Origin of the sequence: Pseudomonas pseudonitroreducens (genome assembly GCF_021603645.1) — a bacterium.
Taxonomy (GTDB): domain Bacteria; phylum Pseudomonadota; class Gammaproteobacteria; order Pseudomonadales; family Pseudomonadaceae; genus Pseudomonas; species Pseudomonas pseudonitroreducens.
Map to the genome: position 1 here is coordinate 371551 of NZ_BQHJ01000005.1, position 24116 is coordinate 395666.

At 62.3% G+C, this 24116-nt stretch carries 37 protein-coding genes; 18 read left to right on the plus strand and 19 right to left on the minus strand.

Going from position 1 to position 24116, the window contains the following annotated elements; translation table 11 throughout:
* Nucleotide 1: 1 nt before the first annotated feature.
* From L6D89_RS14720 to L6D89_RS14810, 19 genes are all read right to left on the minus strand, one after another.
* On the minus strand, nt 2-589 hold the full coding sequence (locus tag L6D89_RS14720; protein ID WP_236200249.1) for a hypothetical protein: 588 nt from the start codon (nt 587-589) through the stop codon (nt 2-4).
* On the minus strand, nt 577-1470 hold the full coding sequence (locus L6D89_RS14725) for a Mu-like prophage major head subunit gpT family protein (protein ID WP_236200250.1): 894 nt from the start codon (nt 1468-1470) through the stop codon (nt 577-579). The genes L6D89_RS14720 and L6D89_RS14725 overlap by 13 nt, the downstream gene beginning before the upstream one ends.
* A gap of 14 nt (nt 1471-1484) precedes the next feature.
* The gene (locus L6D89_RS14730; protein ID WP_236200251.1) at nt 1485-1889 is read right to left on the minus strand and encodes a hypothetical protein; all 405 of its coding nucleotides are present in this window, start codon (nt 1887-1889) and stop codon (nt 1485-1487) included.
* A 5-nt stretch (nt 1890-1894) separates the two neighbouring features.
* Nucleotides 1895-3004, minus strand: coding sequence for a phage protease (locus L6D89_RS14735; RefSeq protein ID WP_236200252.1), 1110 nt, complete (start codon nt 3002-3004; stop codon nt 1895-1897).
* A gap of 209 nt (nt 3005-3213) precedes the next feature.
* On the minus strand, nt 3214-3789 hold the full coding sequence (locus tag L6D89_RS14740) for a phage virion morphogenesis protein (RefSeq protein WP_236200253.1): 576 nt from the start codon (nt 3787-3789) through the stop codon (nt 3214-3216).
* Between the two features lie 2 nt (nt 3790-3791).
* Nucleotides 3792-5033 carry a PBECR2 nuclease fold domain-containing protein gene (locus tag L6D89_RS14745; RefSeq protein ID WP_236200254.1) on the minus strand — a complete coding sequence of 414 codons (1242 nt, stop codon included), beginning with the start codon at nt 5031-5033 and terminating at the stop codon, nt 3792-3794.
* Nucleotides 5023-6603 carry a DUF935 domain-containing protein gene (locus L6D89_RS14750; RefSeq protein ID WP_236200255.1) on the minus strand — a complete coding sequence of 527 codons (1581 nt, stop codon included), beginning with the start codon at nt 6601-6603 and terminating at the stop codon, nt 5023-5025. Before L6D89_RS14750 ends, L6D89_RS14745 begins: the two co-directional genes overlap by 11 nt.
* Nucleotides 6597-8270: a hypothetical protein gene (locus L6D89_RS14755; protein ID WP_236200256.1), complete on the minus strand. Its 1674-nt coding sequence runs from the start codon at nt 8268-8270 to the stop codon at nt 6597-6599. The genes L6D89_RS14750 and L6D89_RS14755 overlap by 7 nt, the downstream gene beginning before the upstream one ends.
* 1 nt (nt 8271) lies before the next feature.
* Entirely contained in the window at nt 8272-8820 is a 549-nt protein-coding gene (locus L6D89_RS14760; RefSeq protein WP_236200257.1) for a phage protein Gp27 family protein, read from the minus strand.
* Nucleotides 8821-8822: 2 nt separating this feature from the next.
* Nucleotides 8823-9125 (minus strand): VpaChn25_0724 family phage protein, encoded by a 303-nt coding sequence (locus tag L6D89_RS14765; protein ID WP_236200258.1) that lies wholly within the window; start codon nt 9123-9125, stop codon nt 8823-8825.
* Nucleotides 9122-9442, minus strand: a complete 321-nt coding sequence (locus tag L6D89_RS14770; protein ID WP_236200259.1) for a DUF2730 family protein — start codon at nt 9440-9442, stop codon at nt 9122-9124. Before L6D89_RS14770 ends, L6D89_RS14765 begins: the two co-directional genes overlap by 4 nt.
* Nucleotides 9442-10059: a lysis protein gene (locus L6D89_RS14775; protein WP_236200260.1), complete on the minus strand. Its 618-nt coding sequence runs from the start codon at nt 10057-10059 to the stop codon at nt 9442-9444. The genes L6D89_RS14770 and L6D89_RS14775 overlap by 1 nt, the downstream gene beginning before the upstream one ends.
* Nucleotides 10046-10249, minus strand: coding sequence for a hypothetical protein (locus L6D89_RS14780; RefSeq protein ID WP_236200261.1), 204 nt, complete (start codon nt 10247-10249; stop codon nt 10046-10048). The genes L6D89_RS14775 and L6D89_RS14780 overlap by 14 nt, the downstream gene beginning before the upstream one ends.
* Nucleotides 10246-10488 (minus strand): hypothetical protein, encoded by a 243-nt coding sequence (locus tag L6D89_RS14785; protein WP_236200262.1) that lies wholly within the window; start codon nt 10486-10488, stop codon nt 10246-10248. The genes L6D89_RS14780 and L6D89_RS14785 overlap by 4 nt, the downstream gene beginning before the upstream one ends.
* Nucleotides 10485-11114, minus strand: coding sequence for a transglycosylase SLT domain-containing protein (locus L6D89_RS14790; protein ID WP_236200263.1), 630 nt, complete (start codon nt 11112-11114; stop codon nt 10485-10487). The genes L6D89_RS14785 and L6D89_RS14790 overlap by 4 nt, the downstream gene beginning before the upstream one ends.
* Nucleotide 11115: 1 nt before the next feature.
* Nucleotides 11116-11418 (minus strand): putative holin, encoded by a 303-nt coding sequence (locus L6D89_RS14795; protein WP_236200264.1) that lies wholly within the window; start codon nt 11416-11418, stop codon nt 11116-11118.
* A 151-nt stretch (nt 11419-11569) separates the two neighbouring features.
* Entirely contained in the window at nt 11570-12070 is a 501-nt protein-coding gene (locus tag L6D89_RS14800) for a hypothetical protein (protein ID WP_236200265.1), read from the minus strand.
* Nucleotides 12071-12609: 539 nt separating this feature from the next.
* A complete protein-coding gene (locus L6D89_RS14805; RefSeq protein ID WP_236200266.1) occupies nt 12610-13227 on the minus strand; it encodes a hypothetical protein in 618 nt (205 codons plus the stop codon).
* 3 nt (nt 13228-13230) lie between these two features.
* The gene (locus tag L6D89_RS14810; protein ID WP_236200267.1) at nt 13231-13650 is read right to left on the minus strand and encodes an XRE family transcriptional regulator; all 420 of its coding nucleotides are present in this window, start codon (nt 13648-13650) and stop codon (nt 13231-13233) included.
* 91 nt (nt 13651-13741) lie between these two features.
* Here L6D89_RS14810 and L6D89_RS14815 point away from each other — a divergent pair, with 91 nt between their 5' ends.
* From L6D89_RS14815 to L6D89_RS14900, 18 genes are all read left to right on the plus strand, one after another.
* Entirely contained in the window at nt 13742-13948 is a 207-nt protein-coding gene (locus tag L6D89_RS14815; RefSeq protein ID WP_236200268.1) for a DNA-binding protein, read from the plus strand.
* A gap of 11 nt (nt 13949-13959) precedes the next feature.
* Nucleotides 13960-14451 (plus strand): hypothetical protein, encoded by a 492-nt coding sequence (locus L6D89_RS14820; RefSeq protein WP_236200269.1) that lies wholly within the window; start codon nt 13960-13962, stop codon nt 14449-14451.
* A gap of 127 nt (nt 14452-14578) precedes the next feature.
* Nucleotides 14579-15064 (plus strand): hypothetical protein, encoded by a 486-nt coding sequence (locus L6D89_RS14825; protein WP_236200270.1) that lies wholly within the window; start codon nt 14579-14581, stop codon nt 15062-15064.
* Nucleotides 15057-15317, plus strand: coding sequence for a hypothetical protein (locus L6D89_RS14830; protein WP_236200271.1), 261 nt, complete (start codon nt 15057-15059; stop codon nt 15315-15317). The genes L6D89_RS14825 and L6D89_RS14830 overlap by 8 nt, the downstream gene beginning before the upstream one ends.
* Nucleotides 15314-15622, plus strand: coding sequence for a helix-turn-helix domain-containing protein (locus L6D89_RS14835; protein ID WP_024762322.1), 309 nt, complete (start codon nt 15314-15316; stop codon nt 15620-15622). The genes L6D89_RS14830 and L6D89_RS14835 overlap by 4 nt, the downstream gene beginning before the upstream one ends.
* A gap of 17 nt (nt 15623-15639) precedes the next feature.
* Entirely contained in the window at nt 15640-16608 is a 969-nt protein-coding gene (locus L6D89_RS14840; protein WP_373874953.1) for a hypothetical protein, read from the plus strand.
* 3 nt (nt 16609-16611) lie between these two features.
* A complete protein-coding gene (locus L6D89_RS14845; RefSeq protein WP_236200272.1) occupies nt 16612-18387 on the plus strand; it encodes a DDE-type integrase/transposase/recombinase in 1776 nt (591 codons plus the stop codon).
* Nucleotides 18387-19565, plus strand: coding sequence for an AAA family ATPase (locus L6D89_RS14850; protein WP_236200273.1), 1179 nt, complete (start codon nt 18387-18389; stop codon nt 19563-19565). The genes L6D89_RS14845 and L6D89_RS14850 overlap by 1 nt, the downstream gene beginning before the upstream one ends.
* 1 nt (nt 19566) lies before the next feature.
* Entirely contained in the window at nt 19567-19896 is a 330-nt protein-coding gene (locus L6D89_RS14855; protein WP_236200274.1) for a hypothetical protein, read from the plus strand.
* Nucleotides 19893-20177 (plus strand): hypothetical protein, encoded by a 285-nt coding sequence (locus L6D89_RS14860; RefSeq protein ID WP_236200275.1) that lies wholly within the window; start codon nt 19893-19895, stop codon nt 20175-20177. Before L6D89_RS14855 ends, L6D89_RS14860 begins: the two co-directional genes overlap by 4 nt.
* Nucleotides 20177-20656: a hypothetical protein gene (locus L6D89_RS14865; protein ID WP_236200276.1), complete on the plus strand. Its 480-nt coding sequence runs from the start codon at nt 20177-20179 to the stop codon at nt 20654-20656. Before L6D89_RS14860 ends, L6D89_RS14865 begins: the two co-directional genes overlap by 1 nt.
* A complete protein-coding gene (locus L6D89_RS14870; protein ID WP_196913169.1) occupies nt 20649-21272 on the plus strand; it encodes a DUF3164 family protein in 624 nt (207 codons plus the stop codon). Before L6D89_RS14865 ends, L6D89_RS14870 begins: the two co-directional genes overlap by 8 nt.
* A gap of 1 nt (nt 21273) precedes the next feature.
* Nucleotides 21274-21678: a host nuclease inhibitor protein gene (locus L6D89_RS14875; RefSeq protein ID WP_236200277.1), complete on the plus strand. Its 405-nt coding sequence runs from the start codon at nt 21274-21276 to the stop codon at nt 21676-21678.
* Nucleotide 21679: 1 nt separating this feature from the next.
* Nucleotides 21680-22300 carry a hypothetical protein gene (locus L6D89_RS14880; RefSeq protein ID WP_236200278.1) on the plus strand — a complete coding sequence of 207 codons (621 nt, stop codon included), beginning with the start codon at nt 21680-21682 and terminating at the stop codon, nt 22298-22300.
* A 2-nt stretch (nt 22301-22302) separates the two neighbouring features.
* The gene (locus tag L6D89_RS14885) at nt 22303-22791 is read left to right on the plus strand and encodes a hypothetical protein (protein ID WP_236200279.1); all 489 of its coding nucleotides are present in this window, start codon (nt 22303-22305) and stop codon (nt 22789-22791) included.
* A complete protein-coding gene (locus L6D89_RS14890; protein ID WP_236200280.1) occupies nt 22778-23338 on the plus strand; it encodes a gp16 family protein in 561 nt (186 codons plus the stop codon). Before L6D89_RS14885 ends, L6D89_RS14890 begins: the two co-directional genes overlap by 14 nt.
* Before the next feature lie 10 nt (nt 23339-23348).
* The gene (locus tag L6D89_RS14895) at nt 23349-23717 is read left to right on the plus strand and encodes a Mor transcription activator family protein (protein WP_236200281.1); all 369 of its coding nucleotides are present in this window, start codon (nt 23349-23351) and stop codon (nt 23715-23717) included.
* Nucleotides 23718-23749: 32 nt separating this feature from the next.
* Nucleotides 23750-24073: a DUF3486 family protein gene (locus tag L6D89_RS14900; protein WP_236200282.1), complete on the plus strand. Its 324-nt coding sequence runs from the start codon at nt 23750-23752 to the stop codon at nt 24071-24073.
* Nucleotides 24074-24116 lie beyond the last annotated feature (43 nt).

The window sequence follows — 24116 nt, forward strand, 5'->3', positions numbered from 1 at the left end:
GTCAGCTCACGTCCTTCCGCGGGAACCAGCAGTGCTCGACAACCAGGTTCGGGTCATTGACGAGCGCTTCGACCTGGTCATCGCTCAGCAGATCGAGAGCGATGCCGTGACCTTCGCGGGTGAAACGATGGCCGGAACGACGGAAGCTCTCGGGTACCGAACGGATGAACAACGCCTCGATCTCGTCTTCCGATGCACCGGTACCGGCCACAAGCTGCTGGGCAGCGCCAGATACCGGGCGAACGTCCTCGGTCGAAAGATCAAGGTGGGCGTCCTGCCCGGTTGTGCCCCTGGTGGTGTCCAGCTCCAGGGCGGCGCCCGCGACAGGCGCCTCGCTCGCGGTGGGTTGTACGAGATTGGTGGCAAGCGCCGGATCGATCGCCGCCAGGCCGGGCGTGCCGGCCGAGGCAGCAGGCGGATCAGCCAGCGCCCCACCTTCCAGAGCTGCAGCTGCTGCAGCGTCCGATGCACCCGCCGGCAGGCCTCCCTGCTGTTCGGCGGTCGCAGGACCCGCCTTGGCGGCGGGCTTCTCTGCAGTTTTCTCTTGAGTTTTACGAGCCATGTCGCCGCCCTCGATCAGGCCAGCCACGGGGTGACGAGCACGTCCACCACGTCGCGGTTGATGTTGGTGGCGCCAGCGGCGTTCTTCTCGGCTTTCACCACTTCGAGAGCCTGGGCGCGCATGGACGGCGGTACGACCAGGAGCTTGGGACTGATGCCCAGCACCTTGCCCTTGTCACCCTTCATGCCCTGCATGGATGCGTAGGCGTCGTTGAAGCTGTCGACATCCAGGTCCTCCTTGGACGCATAGGCCAGTTGCCACAGGCCGTAACCGGCGTTGAGGCGGGCATCGACGCCGTAGACGTATTCCTTGCGCATGAACACGTTCTCGTCCTTCTCGCTGTCGAGACTGACGAAGTTGTAGTTCTTACGCTTCTGCAGGATCAGCGGCTTCATGATCCGGGAGGTGTCGAGCAGGTACCAGGCTTGGCCCGAGCCACCCTGGAAGTTGCTGACGGAGCCCTCGCCACCGGCCAGAGTCGTTACCGGGTGGTCGGTATCGAAGAAGTACTGGCCGTCGTAGCAGGTAGTGGCGAAGCCGGCAGCCAGCAGCGCATACAGCAGAGTGGACGGGTGGTTGGCCGCGTCCTGGCCGAGCTGGCCCATCAGCGGAGTGAACAAGCCGTAGCTGTCGTCTTCGATGCTCTCGCGGCTGACACCGACGGTGTTCTCGAAGGTCTTGTTCTTGATGCTGTAGTCGTGCAGCGCCAGGTTCTGGATTACGCGATCGCCGATCCACTCGCGGAAGGCGGTGGTGCTGCCCAGCCAGCCGTACTGCTCGACCGAGTTCGAGGACGGCACCGTCAGCACGAACTGCTCGAAGTCGGGTTTAACGCCCGCGAAGGCGTTCTGGAACGAAGCGCGGTAACCGGTGAAGAGGTTACGCAGGTTCTGCTGGTTGATGATCATCTGAGTCCTACTCCTTAGATCTCGACCCAGACACCGCCGTCGTCCACATCGCGGACGACACCGGCAACCGAGCGGGTGTTGGTGGCGGAGGTCTTGGCGACCGTCTGGTCGTCGACGATGTAGCACTGGGTACCGATCTCGGCCCGAGTGATCTGGTCGGTCGACGCGCTGTTGGCGAACTGGAAGACGCCACGGCGGGTTTCGATGCGCTTCGCACCTGCAGCGCCACCGGTGTTGTCGACCTGCTCCTGGGCAACGCCACGGACCTTGATGGTGGTCGAGGTGCTGCCCGGTACCGCGTTACCCGAAGCGTCGAGGCAGACCAGGCTGCCCGCGAAGATCTTCGCGGCGGCCGCCATCGGGTCGCTGAACTGGATGCCGTCGCGGCGCGACGTGTTGCGATCTTTCGTCAGGGCCATGATGGTCAGGCCTCCTTCGCGGCCTTGAAGGCCTCATGGGTGATGTTCATGGCCGAGCAAACGGCCAGCTCGTCGGCGGTGAGACCGGTCTTCTCGTCCAGCTCCGGCGGTTCACCATTGGTTTGCGATCCACGCAAAGCGGGAATCGGTTTGGCCGTACTGAGGTAGGCGGTGAGCGAGGCGCGGTTGGATTTGCCCAGCTCGCGCGCCCAGGGCTCCATGCTCTTGTGCAGACGGCCATCGTCCAGGGCGGCCTTGATCTCGCCGTCCATGTCCTTGTCATCGCGCTCACCGATGCGAGCGGTCAGGGCTGCAATTTCGCCCTTCAGCTGGTCGACGACGGAGACCGGGACGTGCGTGGCTGGATCAACGGAGGTCGCGGCCTTGGCTTTCAGGCCAGTACACGCGGCGACCATCGCACTGCAGGCAGCGGTGTCTTCGACACCCAGCTGCTTACGCAGCGAGCCCAGATCGGTTTTGTGGGCGGTGAGCGCGGCAACGGCCTGCTCTTCAGTGGTGGTCTCGGCCAGGCCGAGGGCGGCAAGCACCGCAAGCAGCAGTGGATTCACGAGCGTTTCCTCGTTGGGTTGATCGAAGTTCAGTTGGAAGGTGGCGGCGGCACGCTCGCTGAGTGCTTGCATGCCATCTACCGCCGGGTTGTTGGTGAGTGCCCCCATCTGGAGATCGAGGACGGCACCGGTCACCAGGTCGAACTGGAAAACGGGGCTGAAATAGCGGTACTCGCCCTCAGCGATGTACTGCTTGGCGCGGGAGGTCAGCTCGGCAGTGGCGAACAGGCCTTTGCCTTCTCTCCACTCCAGCGAGCGGAAGAACGCGGCGGCCGGTGCTGGCTGGCCGTTCTCTTCCTTCCAAAGGGTCTGGTGCTCGTAGTCGATGACCGGCGGCGTTTTCTTCGCGTCGAAGCGCTTGATCACCGCCGTAGCCAGTGCCTGGTCGATGTACCAGGACGGGACCTTCATCTCCCGACCATCACGCGGCTTGAAGTGCCCTGCAGGAGTCACCTGGAGAGTGATGAGGTTGCCCTCAGTGGGCGCCTGCAGGTCGAAGCTGCAGGCGGCGAGAGCGATGGCGGTGGAGAGCTGTGTTTTGTTCATGGCGCCACTCTGGCGCCTGGTAGGTCGGCTGTATTTTGGAAGGTGCGAAAATCGCAGGGGATGGGTCGAGCGGGGAAACGAGGCAATCGCGCCTGCGACTCAGCGCGGAAAAGCGTCAGGGCGGATTTATAAACGCTGTCGCTGCGCCGATTGGCTACTGACGTGAACCACGGCAGCCATAAACGCCCTCAGAGGCCTCTCTGGGGCGCTCAGGAGCCGAAGCCGGAAAATGCCTTGTCGAGGTGCTTGTGAGCGATGGCGAGCAGCTCGTCGTCGTCTTCGGTGCTGGTACCGAGCCAAGGGCGTGCCGGTATCTTGATCGTGTAGGGCCCCAAGGACACCCACTGAGCAAAGTTGGCCTTCCGTTTACTGACGAATTGCTGAGAGACCTCATTGGTCTTGGAGTCGTGACGGAAGTACGCCTGCTGGCTGCGGGCCGCGATCTGGATCTCACCGCCGAAGTGATGGATGGCGGCATAGGGTCGGTTCGAGCCAACGAGCAATTCGTTCTCGCTGGCTTGATATCGAAGCGTGTTCTTCAGGTAGCCATCGAGCACCAGGATCTTGTCCTGGTTCTTCTTCTTGCGTTTCAGGTAGGCCGGCGACAGTGCCTGCCAAGGCGTTCCGTCCGGCGCGGTCTTGGTCTCGAATCGAACGTCCAGGGCAAGGAGCATGTATTCGCCCATGTCCCGGAACATCGAGGCGGGGTTCTGCAGCAGGTCGACGGCCGACTGCAGAGACGCCATGACGCGGGCACTGTCGAACTCCAGGGTTATCCCGCTCATCGTCACTCCTCGCGGTAGAGCCGCACACCCTGGCGATACTGCTCGATCGCTCGGAGGCTCTCCGGTGTGTTGCTGGTGCTGGTGGCCCAGCCGTTGGCATCCGACTCAACAACCACCTGGACGGGAGCATCCTCGCCTTCGACCTGGAAGCTCGCCAGGTACCGGCGGCGGACTACGGCCTTGCGCAGGGCCTCGATCCACTCCAGTCGAACCCAGACCTCTGCTGGCTGCTGGAGCGCCTCAGACACCAACAGCAGCCATTTTTTCTCCAGGTCAGGCTGATGGATCATCAGCTCGCCATCGGCGGAGGATTCGAACATCTCCTTGCCGATCACCAGGGACTCACCACCTACGCCCCTGAAAACTGCAGGCTGCTCCAGCGTTGCGCCGAAGGGGCGCAGGAAGCGCTTGATCGCATCGGTGTCGAGCATGTCTTCGTCCAGGACCTGACTGGCGGGAACTGGACGCGGAGCAGGCAGCGGATCCGTTGCCGGGTGGTTGGGCAATGCAGGCGCGGGCGGCGTGGGCCCATCATCCCGAGGCTGGGGTACGGCTGTATCCAGCCTGGCCTGCCCCGGCATGTACTCGAACCCTGGATCAATACCCTCTGGCACCTCGACAACACGGGGCCCGTCCGGGCTGTTCTGGCCAATGGTGCGGGTCTGCCAAACGATCGGCGGAGCCTCATCCGGACCTTTCTTGCCCATGCGGGCCAGGTCGTCATCGCTGAGCGCGCGGACGCTGCACTGGCAGCCCCAGGCGTTGATGGGGAAGTGGTACTGCCACCAGGGATCATCCCAGCGCAGGATCATGCCATCCCAGGCTTCATGCTCCGGCCGTGGGTGCTCGACCGCATCACTGTGCAGGTACTGCCAGTAAGGCCGATCCTCCCGCACGGCCATGAGCTGCTCATAGCGCCCGGCCATGTAGCTGCTGCGCATGTTGGTCTCGTAGATCACGCGACTGCGCCAGTTGCGGCCGCCCCGATAGCTCCAGCCGTACTTGGCGACGATACGGTCGAAGTCCTTGCGGAAGTCTTCGAGGATGACTCCGTCGACGATCGCCTTCTCCACCGCCTGGCGGAAGTCCTGCACCAGGTCGTCGCGGTTGGCTCCTGCGACGACGAAGGCATAGTCATATTCGCGGGTGTAGATGTCCGTCCAGGCATTGGTCGGCAGGTTGAGCTTGCGCCGGAAGAACTGGTTCTGCTCGGCGAACTGCAGCTTGGTCGCTTTAAGCGCCACCTGCCACCTCCTGCAGGATCTCGACGCGGCCCTGCAGCGCAGCAGCGGCCAAGGCCTGGGCCATGGCTGCTGCGTACTGATCAAGGCTCATGCCCGGCAGCAGCTGCTCCAGGCCGTCGCGGATATCGTCCAGACTGGCTGCGTTCTGCACCAGGGCGCGGATCTGATCGATCCATTGATCGGTGCTCGGACGCATTGCGTCGTCCAGCTGCTCCACCGCAGTCCTCGGCGCCGCGACTTGTGCGGTGGCAACAGCAGTGCCGGAAGGAGCTACAGATTCCGGCTGCGCTGCTGGATCCGTTGCTACGCCAAGCACTTCCTCGCCTTCGGCCGGTTCGGGGATTGCCAGCCGCTGCTGCGCCCAGCTGCGAGGAACCTTGAAGCCGATCTTCACCAATGCCGGCAGTGCAGTCGCATAGGCGGTCAGGTCCTCCGCTTCCTGGACGTCGAAGACCAGGCGCGGGCAGCGCCCCCAGCTATCGACCAGACCGTTGAGGGCCGCGATCGGATACACCAGGTCGCGGCTGAGCGACTTGGCCACCAACTTGGCGTCTGAGTCCCGCAGGTCCTTGCGCACCTCGTTGTGTACGTTGCCCAGGGCGTTGGTCGACGTCTTGCCGTCGGCCTGGCTGGTCAGGGTTCCGCCAAGGATGGCCTTGGACTGGGTGCGTTCGCACCACTCGATCATCAGTTGGAAGGCCGCAGGGTCGCCCGTGGCGGCATCAAGGAAATCCAGCTCCATACCATTGGGAATGATCCCGGCGGCGTTGTGGCCAAGCGCCGCGAGAGCGCGCAGAAGCGTGAGCTTCTCCTTCTCGGTCGCGCCGGTGGGGTACTTGCCCACCCGCATGGGGATGCCGTAGATCTCCAGGAACTCGGCAAGGTCGCCGACGCTGTAGTTCTTGAACAGATAGGGCCAGACCAGGACTCGGAACAGCGCAGCGCGCTCCAGGTATCCGCTCTTGGCCTTGTGGACATGCGTGATCCAGCCGAAGGGCTGCAACGGAGTGCCATCCAGGGGGCCGCGCAAGCGGATCTCCTGACGGTTGCCGCGGGGCAGCTGGAACCAGGACTGGGGTCGATGGATGATCGCTTTGGGCAGCCAATTGCCGTCGATGCGCTCCCAGCCGTCGAACTCCTGGCAAACAAACGCTTTGCCGATCGCATCGGTGGTGTCGAAGAGCACCTCCTCGAAGTCGTCCAGCCCCTGCATCAGGCTGTACAGCGTGGCTGCGGCTTCCTTCTCCTTGGCAGTGGCGTTATCCGGCGGAACGATATCCCAGTCCAGCTGGGCCACAGCACGGCGGCGCTTGGACATGTCGGCGTGAATATGGCCGTCCTTCTCCTCCATGTCCTCGAACAGCTCGTACTGGGCAACGATGTCGCCTTGCTCAGCGGCATCCAGGATCGCAGCGAGCTTCGAGGGCGTCAGGCCGCGCGAAGGGTGGCCAGCAACTTCCTGGTGAAGGCTTGTCAGGTGGGCGGTCTGGGCTTCCTTCAGGTCAGCATCGGCCATGCTCTGCTGCCCGAAAATGCGCGCGACAGTGGCGCGTAGCGTTTGCATCACCATGCGGATGGCTCCGGTAGTTCAATGTCGTTGTCGTGGTCCTGGACGTTGTCGAAGCCGCGGCTTTGCCGTGGCAGCGCCGTGAAGGCGATCTCGCCGCCTTCCATGAAGCTGGCCCGGACGGCCATGACCAGAGAGATGGCTGCGTCGCCGTGGCGCTTGCCCTTGCCGCTGGCGGACTCCAGGTCCTTGGTGCGGCCCTTGTCGATAACCGGGATGCCTTTCTCGACCTTGATCGAGAGCAGGTCATCCAGCTCACTCTGGTGTCGCGGGATCTCCAGGTTGAATGCCTCGAACTCGCCCTTGAGCTTCGGCATCCACAGGGCGTACCAGGAGAGGTTCAACTGCACCTGGTCAACCAAGCCTGCGCCGTATTTCAGCGCGGCCTGCTCCGCCAGGTAACCACCGTTGCCAGTGGCATCGAATGCCAGGCCACTGAGGCGCGGCAAGCGATCGCAGATGTAGAACATGATGTCGCGCTGGGCCTCATAGGTGAGGTTCCGCAGCTCGACCTGGAACGGCACACGCTTGCGCAGGGTCGGCGAGATCGACAAGGGCGTGAAGACGGACAGGTCGCCACGGCGCGCAAAGTCCTCGCCGAAGGTGTGGCGATCCTGGTCGCTGAGGCGAGCCAGCTCCGGTCGAAGGTTCTCTTCGCACCAGGTGCGGATCTCGGCCTCGCGCATCGCAGGAGTCCAGCTCTCGAAGCCGGCCGGCGCCTCGTAGCGGTAGATCCGAATCGAGTGGTCTTGGACCATCGCCTGCTCGATCAGCACGCGCGAAAGGTACGCGCCGCCGGACTTCTTCGGGACGCAGCCGTACTCCTCTTCGGCCGACTCGGTGTTGGGGGCGTTCTTGTACAGGCCGTCGCGCCACTTCTTCTCAGCCTCAGGCGACCAGGTCTGCCCGGTGACAAAGCAGATGCGCTTGTACAGGCCTTCGGCGATCGCATCGTCCAGGGTGATCCGGTGGATGCTGTAGTCCTTCCGGCCCTCGCGGGCGTCCTGGATGTACTGATTGAACGGGTTGTCCACGCCGTTGTGGGTGCTGATCAAGCGGACCTTGTTGCCCCACATGGTCAGCGCCAGGGCGGCCTTCAGCAGTTCTTCCAGAGACTCGTGGAAACCGGCCTCGTCGATCACGACGTCGCCCTGCAGGCCACGCAGGTTGCTCGGGCGACTGCTCAGCGCCTGAATCTTCCGGCCGGACTTCGGAAAGCGGATCATGTAGGTGAGGATTTCCTCTTTCCTACCGTCATCCCAGAAGGTCTGCTCGTAGACGTCCGCCTCGGCCAGCTCGTTGAAGGCCTTGGCGAATAGCGCGCAGGCGGCGATGTACTCCAGCGCCATCTCCTGCTTGCTGCCAACGTAGAAGGTGTTGCAGCCACCGCGGCTGCGGGGCTTTGCGGCGTTGATCACGTTGCGTCCAGCCTCGGCCCATGTCAGGCCGGTTCGGCGGGACTTCTCCGCGATCATGATCTGGCTCTCGTCCTCGAACCAGCGCTGCTGGTATCCAAGGAAGACGGCGTCGTTGACCGGAATGGCCTCCGCGATTTCCTGGGGCACCTCAACACCGTGCAGCGCCATCTCTTCAGCGAGATCGATCTTCCGCGGCACACTGGTGGCCTTGATGCCTTTGCCGAGATCGGCTGCAGTCGCACGCATGGCCATGTCAGGCTTTCCCCAACAGGATGCCGCGGATGCGGTTTTCGAGCTGCTCACTCATGCCGTCACTGCCGCGTTGCTCCTCCAGGCGCTGCTCCTGCTCCTGGAGCAACTTCTCGCGGGCCTCGCGCTCGATCGCTCGCCGCTCTTCACGGCTGACCTTACGGGCCGCAAGTACGTCCTTGGCGGCGCGGGCCAGCTTGCGCACGTCATCGACTGTAGTCTCTTTGTCGACCTGTGCCCCCATGGCGGCATGGGTGGTCAGGGTGGTAATGGACTGCACCATCAGAGCGCCAGCTCGGTCGTCCGGGTTCTCGCCCAGTTCCTCGACCAGCAGCCGGCCCATGGCTTCCTGCTCCCGCAGCCGCTTGGTCATCTCGTCGAAGCTGAGCTTGTAACGCCCGATCGCCGAGCGACTGGGCTTCTGCTCGCTCGGGAAGCGCGCCACCAGGTCGTCGATCAGCTCATCCAGGGTGAGCCTGTTCTCGCGAAGGCAGCGCTCGATGTGCGAGCGGACTGCTGGTTCGAGCTTCTCGATGCTGGACTTGCGCCCCATGGTCAGGCCCCCGGACGCTTAACGCCGTCGACGCGAGCGCGCCCGGCGGCAACGTCGGCGCCACGCTCAGTGAGTTTCGCCACCAGTACTGCGCCGTTGCTGACGTCCTCGATCTTCACCAGTTGCTGCTCCTCGAGCCAGCGCAGCTCACCCTTGACCTGGTCACGGCTCGGATCGTGGCCCCATTGCCCCAGCACGGTGTGCAGCACCGAGCTATTGGCCTGGTAGGTCGGCATTTCGGCCAGGATGCGAAGGATCACCAGGCGGCGGTCCTGGCTGATGAAGTCGGAGTAGGTGTTGGTCATGAGCGTCTCTCGCTGAGCAGGTAGTCATTGATGCGATCGACCGAGCGGGTCAAAGGGTCCAGCGCTTTGGCCAACCCCGACAGCTCAGCACGCATGGCTTTCATGTCGCCGACCAGCTCCGACAGCTGCTGGCTGTCCGGCAAATGGAGCATCTGCTGCTCCAGGGTGAGGATTCGGTTGTCCTGGGACGACAGCCGATCCGTCAGCTGATCGGCCTCGGCCTTCGTGCTGGATCGACGTGCGGCGGCCAGCGAATAGAGGCCCACCAGGGCGGTAAATGCGAACTGACCGGCGCGCAGCACGAAGTCCAGATCCATCAGCGAGTTTCCTTGTTGTGTACGTCCAGCAGCGCGTTCAGCTGCGCCAGGTTGGTGAGGGCCCATTTCCCGTAGTCGCGGGCATGGGCCAGGATGTCAGCCGCGCTGACGCCGCTTTCCAGTAGCTCGGTGTCAGCGCCGGGGGCGGGCCAGGTCGTTTTTTCAGCGCTGGCGGGAGATCGGCAGGCTGCTGGGGCGGGCAGATCGGCGCCGAGGGCGCGGTTGTAGTCCCGCAGCCAGCCACAAGTGACAACGAAGCGAGGAGCAGGCACAGGGGCAGCACCTGGTGCCGGGCGGTATTGAGTCGAGACATGGGCGATGCGCTCCGAGAGCTGGTGCTGCAGGTTGTCGATCTGGTCCTGGGCGCCGAGGAAGCGCTCCTCGGCCTGGTTGGCCCGTGCGACCTGTTGTTGGTACTGCTGGAGGTTGTCCTGGGCGGCTTTGGTGCGCTCGTTGGCGTGTTGCTCGCGCAGCTCGGCCAGCGCCTTGTCGCCGTCGGCCTTGGCCTTCTTGAACCCTTCGTCGTAACGCGCCTGGCCATTGAGCATCACGGTGGCCACCAAGGCCGCACAGACCAGAACAGGCACCAAGCCCCGAATCCAGTTAGGCACGACCATGGTGTGCTCTCCGGCGCTTGTACTGGCGGGCCTTGCGCTTCGCTTTGGCCACGCCTGACTTGCCGTGCCGATCGCGCGGGACCGGCGAGCAGTACAGCTCCTTGGCGGTGAGGAAGTTGGCAGAGGCGGCAACGAGCGCCATCGACGAGAAGGCCTGCGCCATCAGGCAGCCGAGGTACAGGCGCTTCATTCGGACACCTGCAGACGCACGTTCAAGTGAAAGCTTTGGCTGACGCCGGTGGCGAAGCCCTTACCGAGGGAAAGCCCCAATGCATACAGAACAATGGACAGAACAACGATGCGAAGGGCGTCCTTCAGCGCTGGCCCAATGGTCTCTTTCAGCCATTCCCGGAACCAAAACCAGCGGTGTGGAGAGCGCGCACGGAATTCAGCGCGGACTTCGGCAAACGGCGTCTTCATCTCGCTCATAGCACGTACCTCTCGGCGCATACGCCATCGCCCCATTCGCTGTAGAGGCGTTCGTAGCGCAGCAGGATCAGGCGGGGGTAGTCGCGGTTCTCGCGGAAGTTCGAGGCCGAGCGCCCCGCGTTGAAGCGCTCGACGGAATCAAACCAGGCCAGCTGATCGGCGCCGGAAGCCGAGGCCAGTCTGCGATCGCGGTTCACCCATCCCTGACCGCCGTTGTAGGCGGACAGGACGAATCCCCAGCGGTGGCACTCGCTGGTGGCCTGGTTACGGGCGTAGAGGTAGCGGTCATAAGTGACCAGGGCGCGCAGTGCCCAGCCGGGATTGAAAGGCTGGTTGGCCCCCAAGGCTGCGGGGTACAGGCCCGAAACCCATTCCGCAGTGCTTGGCATGAATTGCGACAAGCCCTGCGCGCCAGCCGGCGACCGTGCATCAGCACGCCAGCGGCTCTCTTGATGTACCTGAGCGGCAAAGGTGGCGACCGGTGCGTCCAGGCCCCACTCGGCGTGGGCAGCGCGGACGAGTGTGCGACGGTATTGCTCAGCCTGCACCGGGATGGTGTCGGCTGCGAAACCAGCAGAGCCGATAAGGGCCAGCGCCAGAGCGCTTCCAATGACAAGGATGCGCATGTCAGAGCCCCAGCGTCATGCCGAGGACGACAGCGCCGACAATGATCGCGCGACGAACCCAAGCACCAACGATGTGAATACCGCCAATGCACTCGTGCGGGCGGGCTTCAACCAGGAACAAGCTGCGGTCGGCCCAGTAGCCGACTACAACCGCCAGAGTCACCAGTCCGGCCTTGTAGAGCACGACCAGGAGCTGCTCCGGCCGGATGGCGGCCAGGGCGAGGAACAGGAGAAGGGTAAGCACGGCCATCACCGTCTGGCGCGGGCCACGGCGGTAGATGGGTTTACGGCTGGAATGGGGCATGACGCTCTCCGCGTGGGTGGCCATCCTTGGCCTGGGTGAAGGTCCTTCCTGCAGAAGCAGGCAGGACGATCATCCCCACGGAAGAGCGGGAGGTATTTTGGAACAGGCGAAAATCCTAACGCCTCAGGCTTTAGCCTTGCAGGGCTGGTAGCTAGTTGCTTTCTCCTGCGCGCTGTAGAACCTGCCGAATACCATCTAGATCAGCCTTGCTGATCTGGCCTTCTTGATTGCAAATCCTGAACTCAACAGTCTTTGCCGCAGCTAAGACAGGGAGCGTTTCTTTAGGGTTGGTGAGGTAGAAAAGCTCAATGACGCTGTCTGACGTCCGCGTGGACTTGTACTCGGTCTGAATATTCGGAGCCCTTCGCCCATCAACCAGCCACAGGGACTGATTGCAGTTGGCGAATCGCCCGCGACTCCCATAAGTAATGAGATTCCCATCGTAGGCGCGGCGCGCACCGCCCTCACGAATAACTACGGTGGACGAGAAGGAGAATTCATCCTTTGTTGCGGGTAGCGCTCTCCAGACGATGTTTCGATCACCGGAGAAGCGGTCCACGTTGTCAGTTAATTCCCCGCCATGAGCGAAGCCGGATGCGGCTAGTAGGGCTGTTCCGAGCAGCGTTGCTGCCTTCCGAACTTCTTTTTTCATTGAGCCTTCCCTTGATTTTATTGGCATACGATGAGATGTCAGCCGAGCGTCCAGCTGCAGCTACAAAACGGATGGTTGCATGGTGGGATCCGCTTCAGAGTCTCTTCTGACGCGAGCAAACGCTCCCCATCCTTGAATCCGCATGGGGCAACCTCTCCCTCATCCGTACCTACGCGAACGCGAATCGTCCTGGCAGGGCAATCCTTCAGGATTGCTCTAATCTGCCCTCGCCGCCAAAGCTTATGTGTAGCCTGGGTGTACCAATGGAATATTGCCTCTAGCTTATCCTCATCAGTTGGTGTGGCATCTAGTTGCTCGCTCAGCAATTGCTCAAGCCGAGGTATTCCCCATGAGGTTCGGTGCACTACGACACCTAAAGCCCGAACTGCCTCTCGACTACCTGCCGACTTACTATGTAAACGCAGCAGTACTTCGAGCATCTGCTCTTTCAGCTCTGACGGAGCCTCAACATCCTTAGCAATTCGCTCCCAGGCTGCTCTTGCGAAGGCGTTGGGCAACGGCTCCATTTGGAATGCCATTTAAATAATCTTCCCCAAGATCATTAGCGCTGCGCCGATGGCGACGGACTGCAAGGGATAGGAAATCACTACCCCTTGCAACTCTGCGAAGAAGCCCTTCTTCAGGGGAGCAATTGCCTCGGCCGTTGCCGGATTAGGCTGTTCCTCGGGGGGGGAGACTCGGTAATCCTCAACGAAGGCCAGCACCTGACGGAGATGCTCGGTCTCCATGGCGTTCAGATGCTTCTCCCCAAACTGTCTTAGACACCAGGCATCTCGCTCGCTGTAGATGCCTTTCTCCTTGGTGAAGTTGGTAATGCGGGCCACCATGAGACGATGGTTGGCCTGGCGGCGGTGGTTGTCTCGATAGCAGACCAAGGCATCCTGGGCATCATTGAAGCTGTCGCGAAGGATTTCCCCAACAGTGTCGACACCGACCTTTGCATGCACGACTTCACGCCAGATGACACGCGGCTCTTTCTCGCATTCCTTGGCGATCTCCTCTACCAGAATGTTCAAAGAGTGGCGCTGAGCCGATGACAGCAGAGGAGGCTTTTCGGGCTTAGGGACCTCAATGAAGTTCTTGATGTCGCCTGCAGCGACCTGGTCAACCCGCCCGTGGAACTGCTGAGTATTCATACCTCAATCCTTCGACTTTCCATGGTTCACGACATCACCGGAGGTCACGGTGGCCACCGGTCCGTTGAACTGTTGTCCTACGCCCTTCCTTACCTTCTGAACGCTTGTTGACGCTCCGGCGCTACCAGCTGCTCCAGCAGCCAGCATTGCCGCCTTCACGGCCAACGGGGCCGATCGGAAGTGCGCGAGCAGCTCCTGCTCGTCCGTACTCAATGACCCAGCGCTTCGCTGACCGGTGACCACGTACTGAACATCGGCCCCGATCTTCGCGATTGCCTCTAGGTACGCCGTATCTGGATTGCGCTCGCTCTTCTCGTACTTGAGCTGCGCCTGCTTCTGCACCCCGCCTATGGCCCCAAAAGCTGTCTGGTTGAAGCCGAGCCTCTCCCGCTCCTCGCGAAGCCGCTCCCCTGTTGAGGTCATTTGCGTACATTCCATATTGACAGGTACTCATTTGAGTACCATCATCACCCATACAAACCCTAAACATCTTTGCACCACAGGAGCCACTGCCATGGCCGCTGCAAACAAAGCCCTAACCGCTGACCAGGTGAAGGAACGGTTCCGGCTCGCCGGGAAGACCTTCACCGCCTGGGCCGCCGAGAACGGCTACACCCGCAAGGAGGTGTACCGCGTACTCAATGGCCAAGCTAAGGGCAACTACGGCAAAGCTCACGAAATCGCCGTGAAACTCGGCCTCAAACCCGCTGTTGCTGCGTGAGGAACACTGCCATGTCCCGCACTCAACCGCCGGTCGAACACATCGACCTGATCCCAACTCCGATGGACACCTGGCGCGCCGCGCTCGATGCGCTGATCGCCTGCGCTCCTGGTGATACCTCCTCGATCGCCTGGCACCTCGCTGATGCTCACCAGAGCAGCCTGATCCTGGTAGACCGCACCGTGGCCAGCCCCGGCGCAGAGCGCCTGGTCGATCGCCTGATGCTCATCAGCGCCGGTCGTCTGCTGGGCAACCGCCTCAGCCGCGGCGAAGCACATCAGATCAGCCACCGCTTGCTTGAGCCCGCTCGGCGACATGGCGCAGCACGCCAGCCAGCTCCCGATGAGGTCCTTGCCAGGTCTCGCCAGGCTGAGCATCAGCCAGCGTATCCAGATCGTCAGCCAGACCTCCAAGGTCCAGGCCGTGATCAACAGCAAGGCGGCGCGCAAGGGCAACAAATGCCGAGCGCATCGAAGCATCAAGAATCAGCTGATCGGGGGTAGTCATGTCCGTATCTCCGGCAGGGATGAATGTACCCCAACAGGCTGGCAATTTGGTAACGGCTTTGCCAAGGGTGAAAACGGCTATTTGTTCTGACGCCGCTCATCGCTCGCTGGCGGGGGCCGTCAGATGAGGCGCCGTAACTGGAAAGCCATCCAGCCCACATCCCTGCGCCACGCCCTGGAGCTGTGCAAAGACCATGCACGCGAGACCCGAAATATGGGGGTGGAGCGTATTGCAGAGCGCATGGGGCTCCCGGACCACGCCGTCCTCTACAAGTGGCTCTCCAACGGCCGGATGCCGGCCCTGCTGATCCCTGGCTATGAGAACGCCTGCGGCATCAACCTGGTGAGCCGCTGGCTGGCTGCGGCTGGCGGAAAGCTCCTGATCGACATCCCCACTGGCCGCCCCTGCACCAGCGATGACCTGCACCAGCTGCAGACCGAGGTCAACGCAGCCATTGGCGCACTCCTCGAATTCCACAGCCGCAAGCGTGATGCCCAGCAGACGCTCGCCGCTATACGCACCGCCATGGAGGGCATGGGCTGGCACCACTCCAACGTCGCCCAGCACGACCATCCGCAACTTGACCTCGGGGGTACTCACGATGAGTAAGCCGATCAACACCCTGGCGCTGCTGCGCCGCTTGGACGAGCAAGCCTATGAGCAGCTCTGTGCTGAGGCTGCGCGCTTGGCCGAAGTGAACGATCAGCTGCGCGCTGAGCTGGCACGCGCTGAGAGCTGCGCCGAAGGCTGGCGTGAAGAAGCCCTGGAGCTGCAGCAACAGCTGGCCAATGCGGTTGGTGGTCAGTGCGGCATCACGAAGTCTGGCGCACTGGTTGTCGTGCCGATGGAGCATTGCGCATGAACAAGCCTCGCACCAACGACACCGCCCTGCGTGTGCTGCGTGTCCTCAAGGCCTTGAAGGGCCACAGCCTGATGGGCCTTTCCAACGGGGAGCTGGCCAAGGCGCTCGACGAAAGTCCCGCCAACATCACCCGCTACCTGTCCACGCTGGTCGATTCGGGGCTGGCAACCAAGCTCGACACGGGCCGGTACGCCCCTGGCATCGCGCTCCTGCAGATCGCCCAGGCGCATGCCAACGAAATGGCGAACGCGCAGAACCGCATCAACGAGATCAATCAACGAGTGCTGGCAGGCGCCAGCCGCTGACCTGAGGGGAGAACAACATGGGACGCAAAGCTCAGCAGAACGCTGAACTGGTGCAAGACGCACCACTGAACGACGAGGCCCTGAATCTGGTGCAGAACGCTGCTGCCCTGGCCTCGGACATGGGGGAAGAACGAGATCTGGTGAATCAACTGCTGGGCCAGGCACAGATGGCAGACGCCTATGCTCAATTTTCCCTGACGGTCAGGACTTCGAAGCTCGCCTTCGTTAAGGAAAACAAGCTCTACCGGGCTCTCAAGGGCAAGAGAACTCCTGACGGTCAGGCATTTCTGTCTGGAACCTGGGAGGAGTTCTGCAACTTGCTTGGTAGGTCCGTCGCCCAGGTTGATGAAGACATTGCCAACTTCCGTGTCCTTGGCGAAGAGGCCCTGGAATCCATGTCCCGCATGGGCATCGGCTATCGCGAGCTGCGTCAGTGGCGCCGCCTGCCGGAAGACGCCCGCAGCGCCCTGATCGAAGCGGCGAAGCAGGGCAACAAGGAGGCGGTGGAGTATCTGGCCGAGGAGCTAATCGCCACCCACGCCAAGGAAAAATACGTCCTGGTGAAGAAAGCCGAGGAGTTGCAGGCCGACTACGACGCCCAGGGCGAAGTGCTCGCCAAGAAGCGGGCCGAACTCGACGAGACCACCCAGCAGCTCGCCAAAGCCCGCCGCCGCATCGAAACCATGGCCGCAGATGAGGCTGTGAAGGAACTGCGCCAGGAGGTGATCGGCATCGCCTTTGAAGCGGAAGCCGACATCAGCGGCAAGCTGCGCGAGGCCTTCTCGGTGATGGCTGCCCATGCCGAGGAGACTGGCACAGACCACCGTGGTTTCCAGGCCGGTCTGGTCCGCCAGCTGGAGCTGCTGCTCCTGCAGATCCGCGAGGAGTTCCAGCTGCCCGAAGCTGAGGCAACGGGAGACGCCAGTGACTTCGGCTGGATTCCTCCTGCCGGTGTAAACCCGCTGAACTCCGCGAGCGAGGGCTAAGCCATGAGCGCCGTCATCACCCATGCCCTTGTGGACCTGGAGCGCGCGCTGCGTGAAGCCCCGCGCGGCCAGCGTACCCAGTTGGTCGAAGCGGCGGCGCAGCGCCTGGGCATGTCCACAGCTTCTATCTACCGCAAGCTCGGTGATGTCGCCGTGGACACGTCAGCCCGCAAACGTCGGGCTGACGCTGGCAAGAGCGCCCTGAGCCGAGACGAGGCGCTTCTGATCAGCACCACGCTGATGAAGTCTGCGCGCCGCAACGAAAAGCGCCTGTACGGCCTGGAGGATGCCGTCGACGCGCTGCGGGCTAGCGGAATGATCAAGGCTGACACCTTCGACACGAAGTCGGGCGAGATCCGGCCGCTCTCGCTGAGCGCCATCGGTCGCGCGCTATACAGCTACAAGCTACACCCCGAGCAACTTATGCAGCCCGCCCCCGTGACCGAGCTGGCCAGCTTGCACCCGAACCACGTCTGGCAGGTCGACGCCTCGCTGTGCGTCCTCTACTACCTCAAGCCCGGCGCTGACCCCAAGGCCAATGGCCTGCGCGTGATGGATCACGACCAGTTCTACAAGAACAAGCCGAAGAATCTGGCGCGCATCGCAGCCAACCGGGTCTGGTCCTACGAGATCACCTCGCACTCTTCCGGCTGGATCTACCTGGAATACGTGATGGGGGCGGAGAGCGGCGAGAACCTCTGCAACGTGCTGATCAACTGCATGCAGGAGCGCGGTGGCGCCGACGTCATGCATGGTCGTCCCGAGATTTTGATGATGGACCCCGGCTCGGCGAACACCTCGGCCATGGCCCGCAACCTGTGCCGCTCGCTAGGCATCCAGATGATCGTCCATGCCCCAGGCGCAGCGCGTGTTACCGGCCAGGTCGAGAACGCCCGGAACATCATCGAGCGGAAGTTCGAGGCAGGCCTGCGCTTCCAGCCGGTGGCCGACCTGGACGAACTTAACGCCATGGCCAAGCGCTGGCGGGAGTACTTCAACGCCACCGCAGTCCACTCACGCCACGGCATGAACCGCACCGCGGCCTGGCTGCGCATCCGCGAGCAGGAGCTGGTGAAGGTCCCCAGTGTCGAGGTGTGCCGCCAGTTGGCCGTCGCTGAGCCCGAGCGCCGCAAGGTCACCTCGAAGCTGCGCGTGCCGTTTGATGGCAGGGAATACGACGTGTCGGCGGTGCCGAACGTCATGGTCGGTGACTGGGTGATGGTCACTCGCAACCCTTGGGCCAGCGATGCTGCTCAGGTGGTGGCCACCGACGGGGACGGGCACGAGGTGTTCTACGTGGTGCCGGAAGTGAAGGTCGACGACAACGGCTTCGCGGTCGGCTCGCCTGTAATTGGCCAGTCCTTCAAGCGCCACGCCGATACGCCAGCTCAGGTCGCCCGCAAAGAGGCCGACCGTCTAGCCATGGGCGCCGAGACCGATGAGGAAGCCAAGCAGGCCAGCAAGGACGGCGCCATTCCGTTCGGCGGCAAGCTGAAGCCCTATCAGCGGATCGAGGACGCCCAGCTACCGACTTTCATGCCTCGGCGCGGCACTCAGCACGACCTGGTGCTGCCGACCATCGAGATCCCGCCGCTCAACCACATCGAGGCTGCCAAGCAGCTGCGCGCGCGCCTGGGCGATGCCTGGACCTCGAAGTCCATGTCCTGGCTCAAGGAGAACTATCCCAACGGCGTGCCGGAGGAGCAGCTCGACGCCATCACTCATCAACTGCGCAAGCCTGCCCGGCCTGGCCTGCGCGTTGTAGGAGGTAACTCGTAATGCTGAAGCTCAAGGAAGTGCTGGCCAACGTCGGCAAGACCCAGGCCGACCTCGCGCGAGCTGTCGAGCTGAGCCCGGCGGCGATCGCCCAACTGATCAACCACGGCCAGTGGCCGAAGTCGTTGGACCAGCAGCAGCTGGCCTGGCGCATCACCGAATACCTGATGGGGCAAGGCGCGCAATTCGACCACGCGCGCCAGGCCTTCGAAGAAGTGGAGCCACCGCGCGCCAACGCGGTGGCCCCTGCATCCCCGACCGAGAACGACCAAGTAAACGACCAGGAGTGCGAGCCCATGCTAATGCCGAAACAACCCCTGCTGCCAGCCACCCGCAAGGCGTTTGGCCTGTTCCGGGATCCCTTCGATGACCTGCAGTCGGCCGAGGACATGTTCCTCAGCAACGACATCCGCTACGTCCGCGAGAGCATGTACCAGGTCGCCAAGCATGACGGCTTCCTCGCTGTCATCGGCGAATCCGGCGCCGGCAAGTCCACGCTGCGCCGCGACCTGGTGAACCGCCTGGAGAGCGAGTCCGCCCCGGTGATTGTCATCGAACCTTACGTCCTGGCCATGGAAGACAACGACGTGAAGGGCAAGACCTTGAAGTCGACCCACATCGCCGAATCGATCATGGCGGCCGTGGCCCCCCTGGAGAAAGCCAAGTCCTCGCCCGAGGCTCGCTTCCTACAACTGCACAAAGCCTTGAAGACCAGCCACGCTGCTGGCTTCCGGCACGTACTCATCATCGAGGAGGCCCATAGCCTCCCGGTCCCGACCCTGAAACAGCTGAAGCGCCTGCGCGAGCTGGAGTCCGGGTTCACCAAGCTGGTCAGCATCATCCTGATCGGCCAACCGGAGCTGGCAGTGAAGCTCAGCCCTCGCAACGGTGAGGTGCGAGAGGTGGTCCAGCGTATCGAGATCGCAGAACTCCATCCGATCTCGGTTGCCGGTGTCGAGCAGCACCTGGAGTTCCGCCTCAGCCGGATCCAGAAGCCGCTGAAGGAGGTCATGAGCGCCTGTGGTGTACAGGCCTTGATCGATCGCCTGAGCACCAGCGGCCGCGACAAGACCAGCCAGCTGTATCCGCTGGCCATCGGCAACCTGGTGGTGGCTGCCATGAACCTCGCCGCCGAGCTGGGCGAGCCCCTTGTCACTGCCGAAGTCGTTAAGGGGGTGTGACATGGGCACCGTCCATCAGATGCCGATTGAGCGCCAGGCTCAGGCCGCACCGACGCTGATTTACCTCACAGACGAACTGGCCAAGCAATTGGCCTCCTTCAACGCCATGACCCGTGAGCTGCACGCTGTTGGCATCGAGATCGTCTCGCTGGTGCAGCTGGATAACCGCATCTACATCCGCGCCGAGGACTCCGACCTGGTGAAGTCCAACTTCCTCTCGGAAATCCGTGGCATGCGTTACCGCACCAAGGGCAAGCACACCCACAACGTCGTCACCATCCGTGGCGTTGACGTGGCTTGGCTGACCCCGGTGAAGGAGCAGGACCAATGAACGAGGTCATCACGCACGCCTACACCCCACTGATGAACGTCGACGCCATGAGCGAGCAGGACTGTCGTCAGGCCCTGAAGGACCTTCTGCAGGACGGCTTCGCGAAGGACCAGCAGCTCATCGAGCTGAAGATTTGCTGCAACAAGTTGGACAGCCTGCTGGTCAAGCTCCTCGATTCCTTCATCGCTGAGAACTTCTCGAAGCTCCATGCGGATATGAAGCCGATGGCTGAATACCTGCAGGAACAACGCGCGGCCAAGGCCGCAAGGAAGGCGCACTGATGAACGCCCCCATTGCGAACGTGCTCCTTATCGATCTGCTGCGCCAAGCCCAGCCCTACGTGGGCCGCGCCTCCAGCGGTCCCGGCCAGGAACTCAGCACCAAGATCGCCGATGCAATTGCTCTGATATCCCCGGCCGAGCAGTACTCGGCCGCGGGCGTCGACGTTCTCGCTGAACGCCGCCGCCAGATCCACGTAGAGGGCTACACCGAGCAGCACGATGACGAGCATTTCAACGGCGAGCTGGCAATCGCCGCCGCCTGCTACGCCGAGGAGGCCTCTCTTCAGATGCACAGCCCTGATCGCCTACCTGAGATCTCCCAGGTGGTGCCGAACTACTGGCCGTGGGAGGCCTCCAGCTGGAAGCCCAGCTTGGACGCGCGCCGCAACCTGGTGAAGGCCGGCGCTCTGATTCTTGCGGCGATCAGCCAGATCGACCGCGCCATCGATGTTGAACTGCAGGAGCCGACCCATGACTGAAGCCAAACACATCCCGATTCCCGAAGGCTGGGTGCGCAATGCCGTCGGCAACCTCGTGCATGAAACTGAAATCCGTGAGCAGGACAAGCTGCGGGATCGCGTGGTGACCGACATTGCCGCCGAAGCTATCCGCCTGCATGAAGCCCTGAAAGCTCTGAAGCAGAAGGCCCTGGCCGACATTGAGGACTTGGTCAGCATCGCTGGCGAGAAGTACGACATGAAGCTTGGCGGGCCCAAGGGCAACGTCAGCCTGCTGTCGTTCGATGGCCAGCTGAAGGTCATGCGAGTCCATGCCGATCGCGTCACCTACACCGAGGAGATGGAAGTGGCGAAGGCGAAGGTCTTCGAATGCATCCGCTCCTGGGGCGAGGAGTCCAACAAGCATCTGCTGACTTTGGCCACCAACGCCTTCCGCCTGAATCGCCAGGGTGAGATCAGCATCTCCCGCGTCGCCGAGATGATGCGGGCCGAGATCGATGACCCGGAGTGGAAGAAGGCCATGGAGGCGGTCAAGGACAGCCTGATCGTCAGCGGCTCTGCGGTGTACATCCGCGTCCAGAAACGCCAGGGCAATGGCCAGTACGAAACCATCAATCTCGACATCGCGGGGGTGTGACATGACCGAAGAAACCACTATCAGCGTCGACGCAGTTATGGAGCAAGCCCAAGTCTTCGCCAGCGCTTGGGCCCTTGTCGATGGTCCGTTCGACAGCGGCAACGCGCTGGAAAATGCGGAAGAAGCCAAGGCAGAACTGCGCGAGATGCTTGAGGACTTCTTCTCTAACGCCGAGCTGAAGCGCGTTGCTGAACTCCTCATCACCTGGCACCAGAACAAGATGGGGAACATCGAGCAGGTGCTTGGCATGCCCAAGGACGCCGAGATCCGCCTTGGCGAAGACAATCCCATCATCCTGACTGGCGAAAAGCTGAAGGGTTTCCGCGTCGGGCTGATGATTGCCCAGGAGTGGTTCGGCTCATTCCCTCTCCAGATCACTCGCAACGAGCAGGCAGAGGAGGTGTGAGATGGCCAAAGCCAATCCGTTTATTCCTCCAGGCAAAGACTATGGCGCGGTAGACACTGAAAGCCGTCTGCGCGCCCTGGAGGAATTCAACCTGGAACAGTGTCACGCAGCCCTGGAAGTGCTTGGCTTGCAGGCGACGGTCGAGAAGAAGCTGCGCATCCGCATTCGCGCCCTAGAGAAGCTCGCAAGCACCAGCGTATGTGCTGACTCCGCGGAATCCTCGTTGGCGCCGGTGCTGGAGCGGCCTGAGGTCATTGGTTATGCATGTCTGGACGACATCCAATGGGGCGGTGATATCACCCTTCGCCCGGAAAAAAGCGAGCACTACTCGGTACCGTTTGTGCCGGCCACCCAGGCTGGGCATGTGTCGGAACCCTGCAATCACGTCTTCACCGATGACGGCATGTTCACCGTGCATTGCTCGAAGTGCGACCTGGAGATCAAAGCCGAGCCTTCCGATGAGGTCATGGATCATGCCCGGCAACTGGCCTCTCAAGCTGGCGGTGTGGACGACGGCAGCTACCTGCTGACTGGAGACGACTTAGATCAGATTGTCTCGGAAGCCTGTGCCATGGCAGTGATTGAGTACGCCGCCACGCCTCAGCCGGCGAAGGGGGAGTGATCATGGAGCGCTATCACAAGACAGCTGGCGACCCGCCCCGGCGCGACATCGACGCGAAACGCCAGGAGGCGGAAAAGCTTTGCTCCCTGGTCGAACAGTTCCTGGCCGACGGCGGGAAGATCGAGGAGGTCGGCTTCAAGATGCGCGACAAGCCGCCAACCGGAATCGTCATCAACCCAATGACCACGCCCGTTTACAACGGCGCTCTGGCTGCGGAGCGGGCGGTCAAAGCAAAGCCTTACACCCCGCGTGTCGTTGAAGCTGTGGTGATAGTCGCCACGCCACCGCAACAGGTGGAACCGGCCCCCAATCCGCAACCCGTCGCACCGAGCCTGGATAGAACAGAATGGCTTGTCGGGATGATCAAGGCCCATGCCGTAGTCGCCGAGCAGATCTCGAAGCTGGCGCGCCAGTCTGGCATCAGTGATACAGAGCTTCGACGGCTTGCCCGTCGTCATGGTGTGGGGGTGATGTTCTATGGCGCTCGCTAAGGGACTCCTCAGCAAGATCCACATCGCCCGCCAGCAGCTCGGCCTGGCCGAGGACGTGTACCGCCAGAAGCTCCAGGGCATGTTCGGCAAGTCCTCCTCGAAGGACCTGAGCCCGCGCCAGGCCGAAAAGCTCCTGGAGGAGTTCAAGCGCCTGGGCTGGAAACCTCAGCCCAGCAAGCGCAGCGCCGGGAAGCCGCACAACTTCAGCAAGCTCCCGGCCGAGATCGAGGTCATCGAGGCCCAATTGACCGAAATGCGGCTTCCCTGGAGCTACGCGGACAAGATCGCCAAGCAGATGTTCGGCGTAGCCAAGGTCGCCTGGCTGGCCAAAAAGCCGGACCAGGTGAAGGCAGTCCTGGCAGCGCTGCACGTCGAGCAGGAGAAACGGCACCTGCTGGCCGAAGTGGATCGCCTCTGCCAACGCCTCGGCATCGAGCATCCAGAACAGGCTGCTGGATTGGATCACCTACCGAAGGGCTGGCAGCGCCAGCGTCCAATTCTCAAGGCCCTGGTGGATGCGCTGAGCGCCGCGGTTGAAGCCAAGTGAAGGGGGACGTATGAAGCAGGGATCCATACTGGCAGAGACGCGCCATGAGCTGCTCGACGACATTGCAGCCCATACGGCAACGGTTCTGACGGAACATGGTATCGAGGCGTCCCTGGCTGAGCAGGCCGGTAGCGCCGTTGCTGACCATCTAGCGAACCAGTGGCGCGGCGCGACGCTGTACATCCCGTCCGACTACCACCACCGTCTCACCAAGCGCGACCTGCAGATCCTCGCGGAATTCAACGGGCGCAACCACCACGCCCTGGCTCGCAAGTACGATCTGACTCCAAGCTCTATATATAAGCTGCTGAAGAGGATCCAGGATCGGAAGTATGATCGGGACCAAGGTAAACTGGACTTCGATCGGCCGGCGACCTAGCCGGCCTTTCTTTTTCATTCGGAGCAGTGGGAATGGGCAAGAAATCCACAATCGACACTTTGCCAGAAGGTCTGCGCGCGGAGCTGTTGAGCAATTACCGGACGTACCCCGCTTGGACGATCAACGACCATACCGACTGGCTGTCTGATAAGGGCTTCGAGATATCCAGATCTGCGGTTCATCGCTACCTCACCACCAGGAGCAGCATCCCACTCACTCCCGAGCAACAGATGTTTGCCGAGCAGGTCCGCCTGAGCTGTCTAGAGGTTGCCGCTTCGGTATATAAAGGAGACGATCCAGAGGGGTTGATGCTAGTCGCAGAACGCCTGCTTTCCTGGGTCAGAACGCTCGACTAATCCTTTTCATCTGTGGAAATGTATTTTCACTTTCCCATCCCGA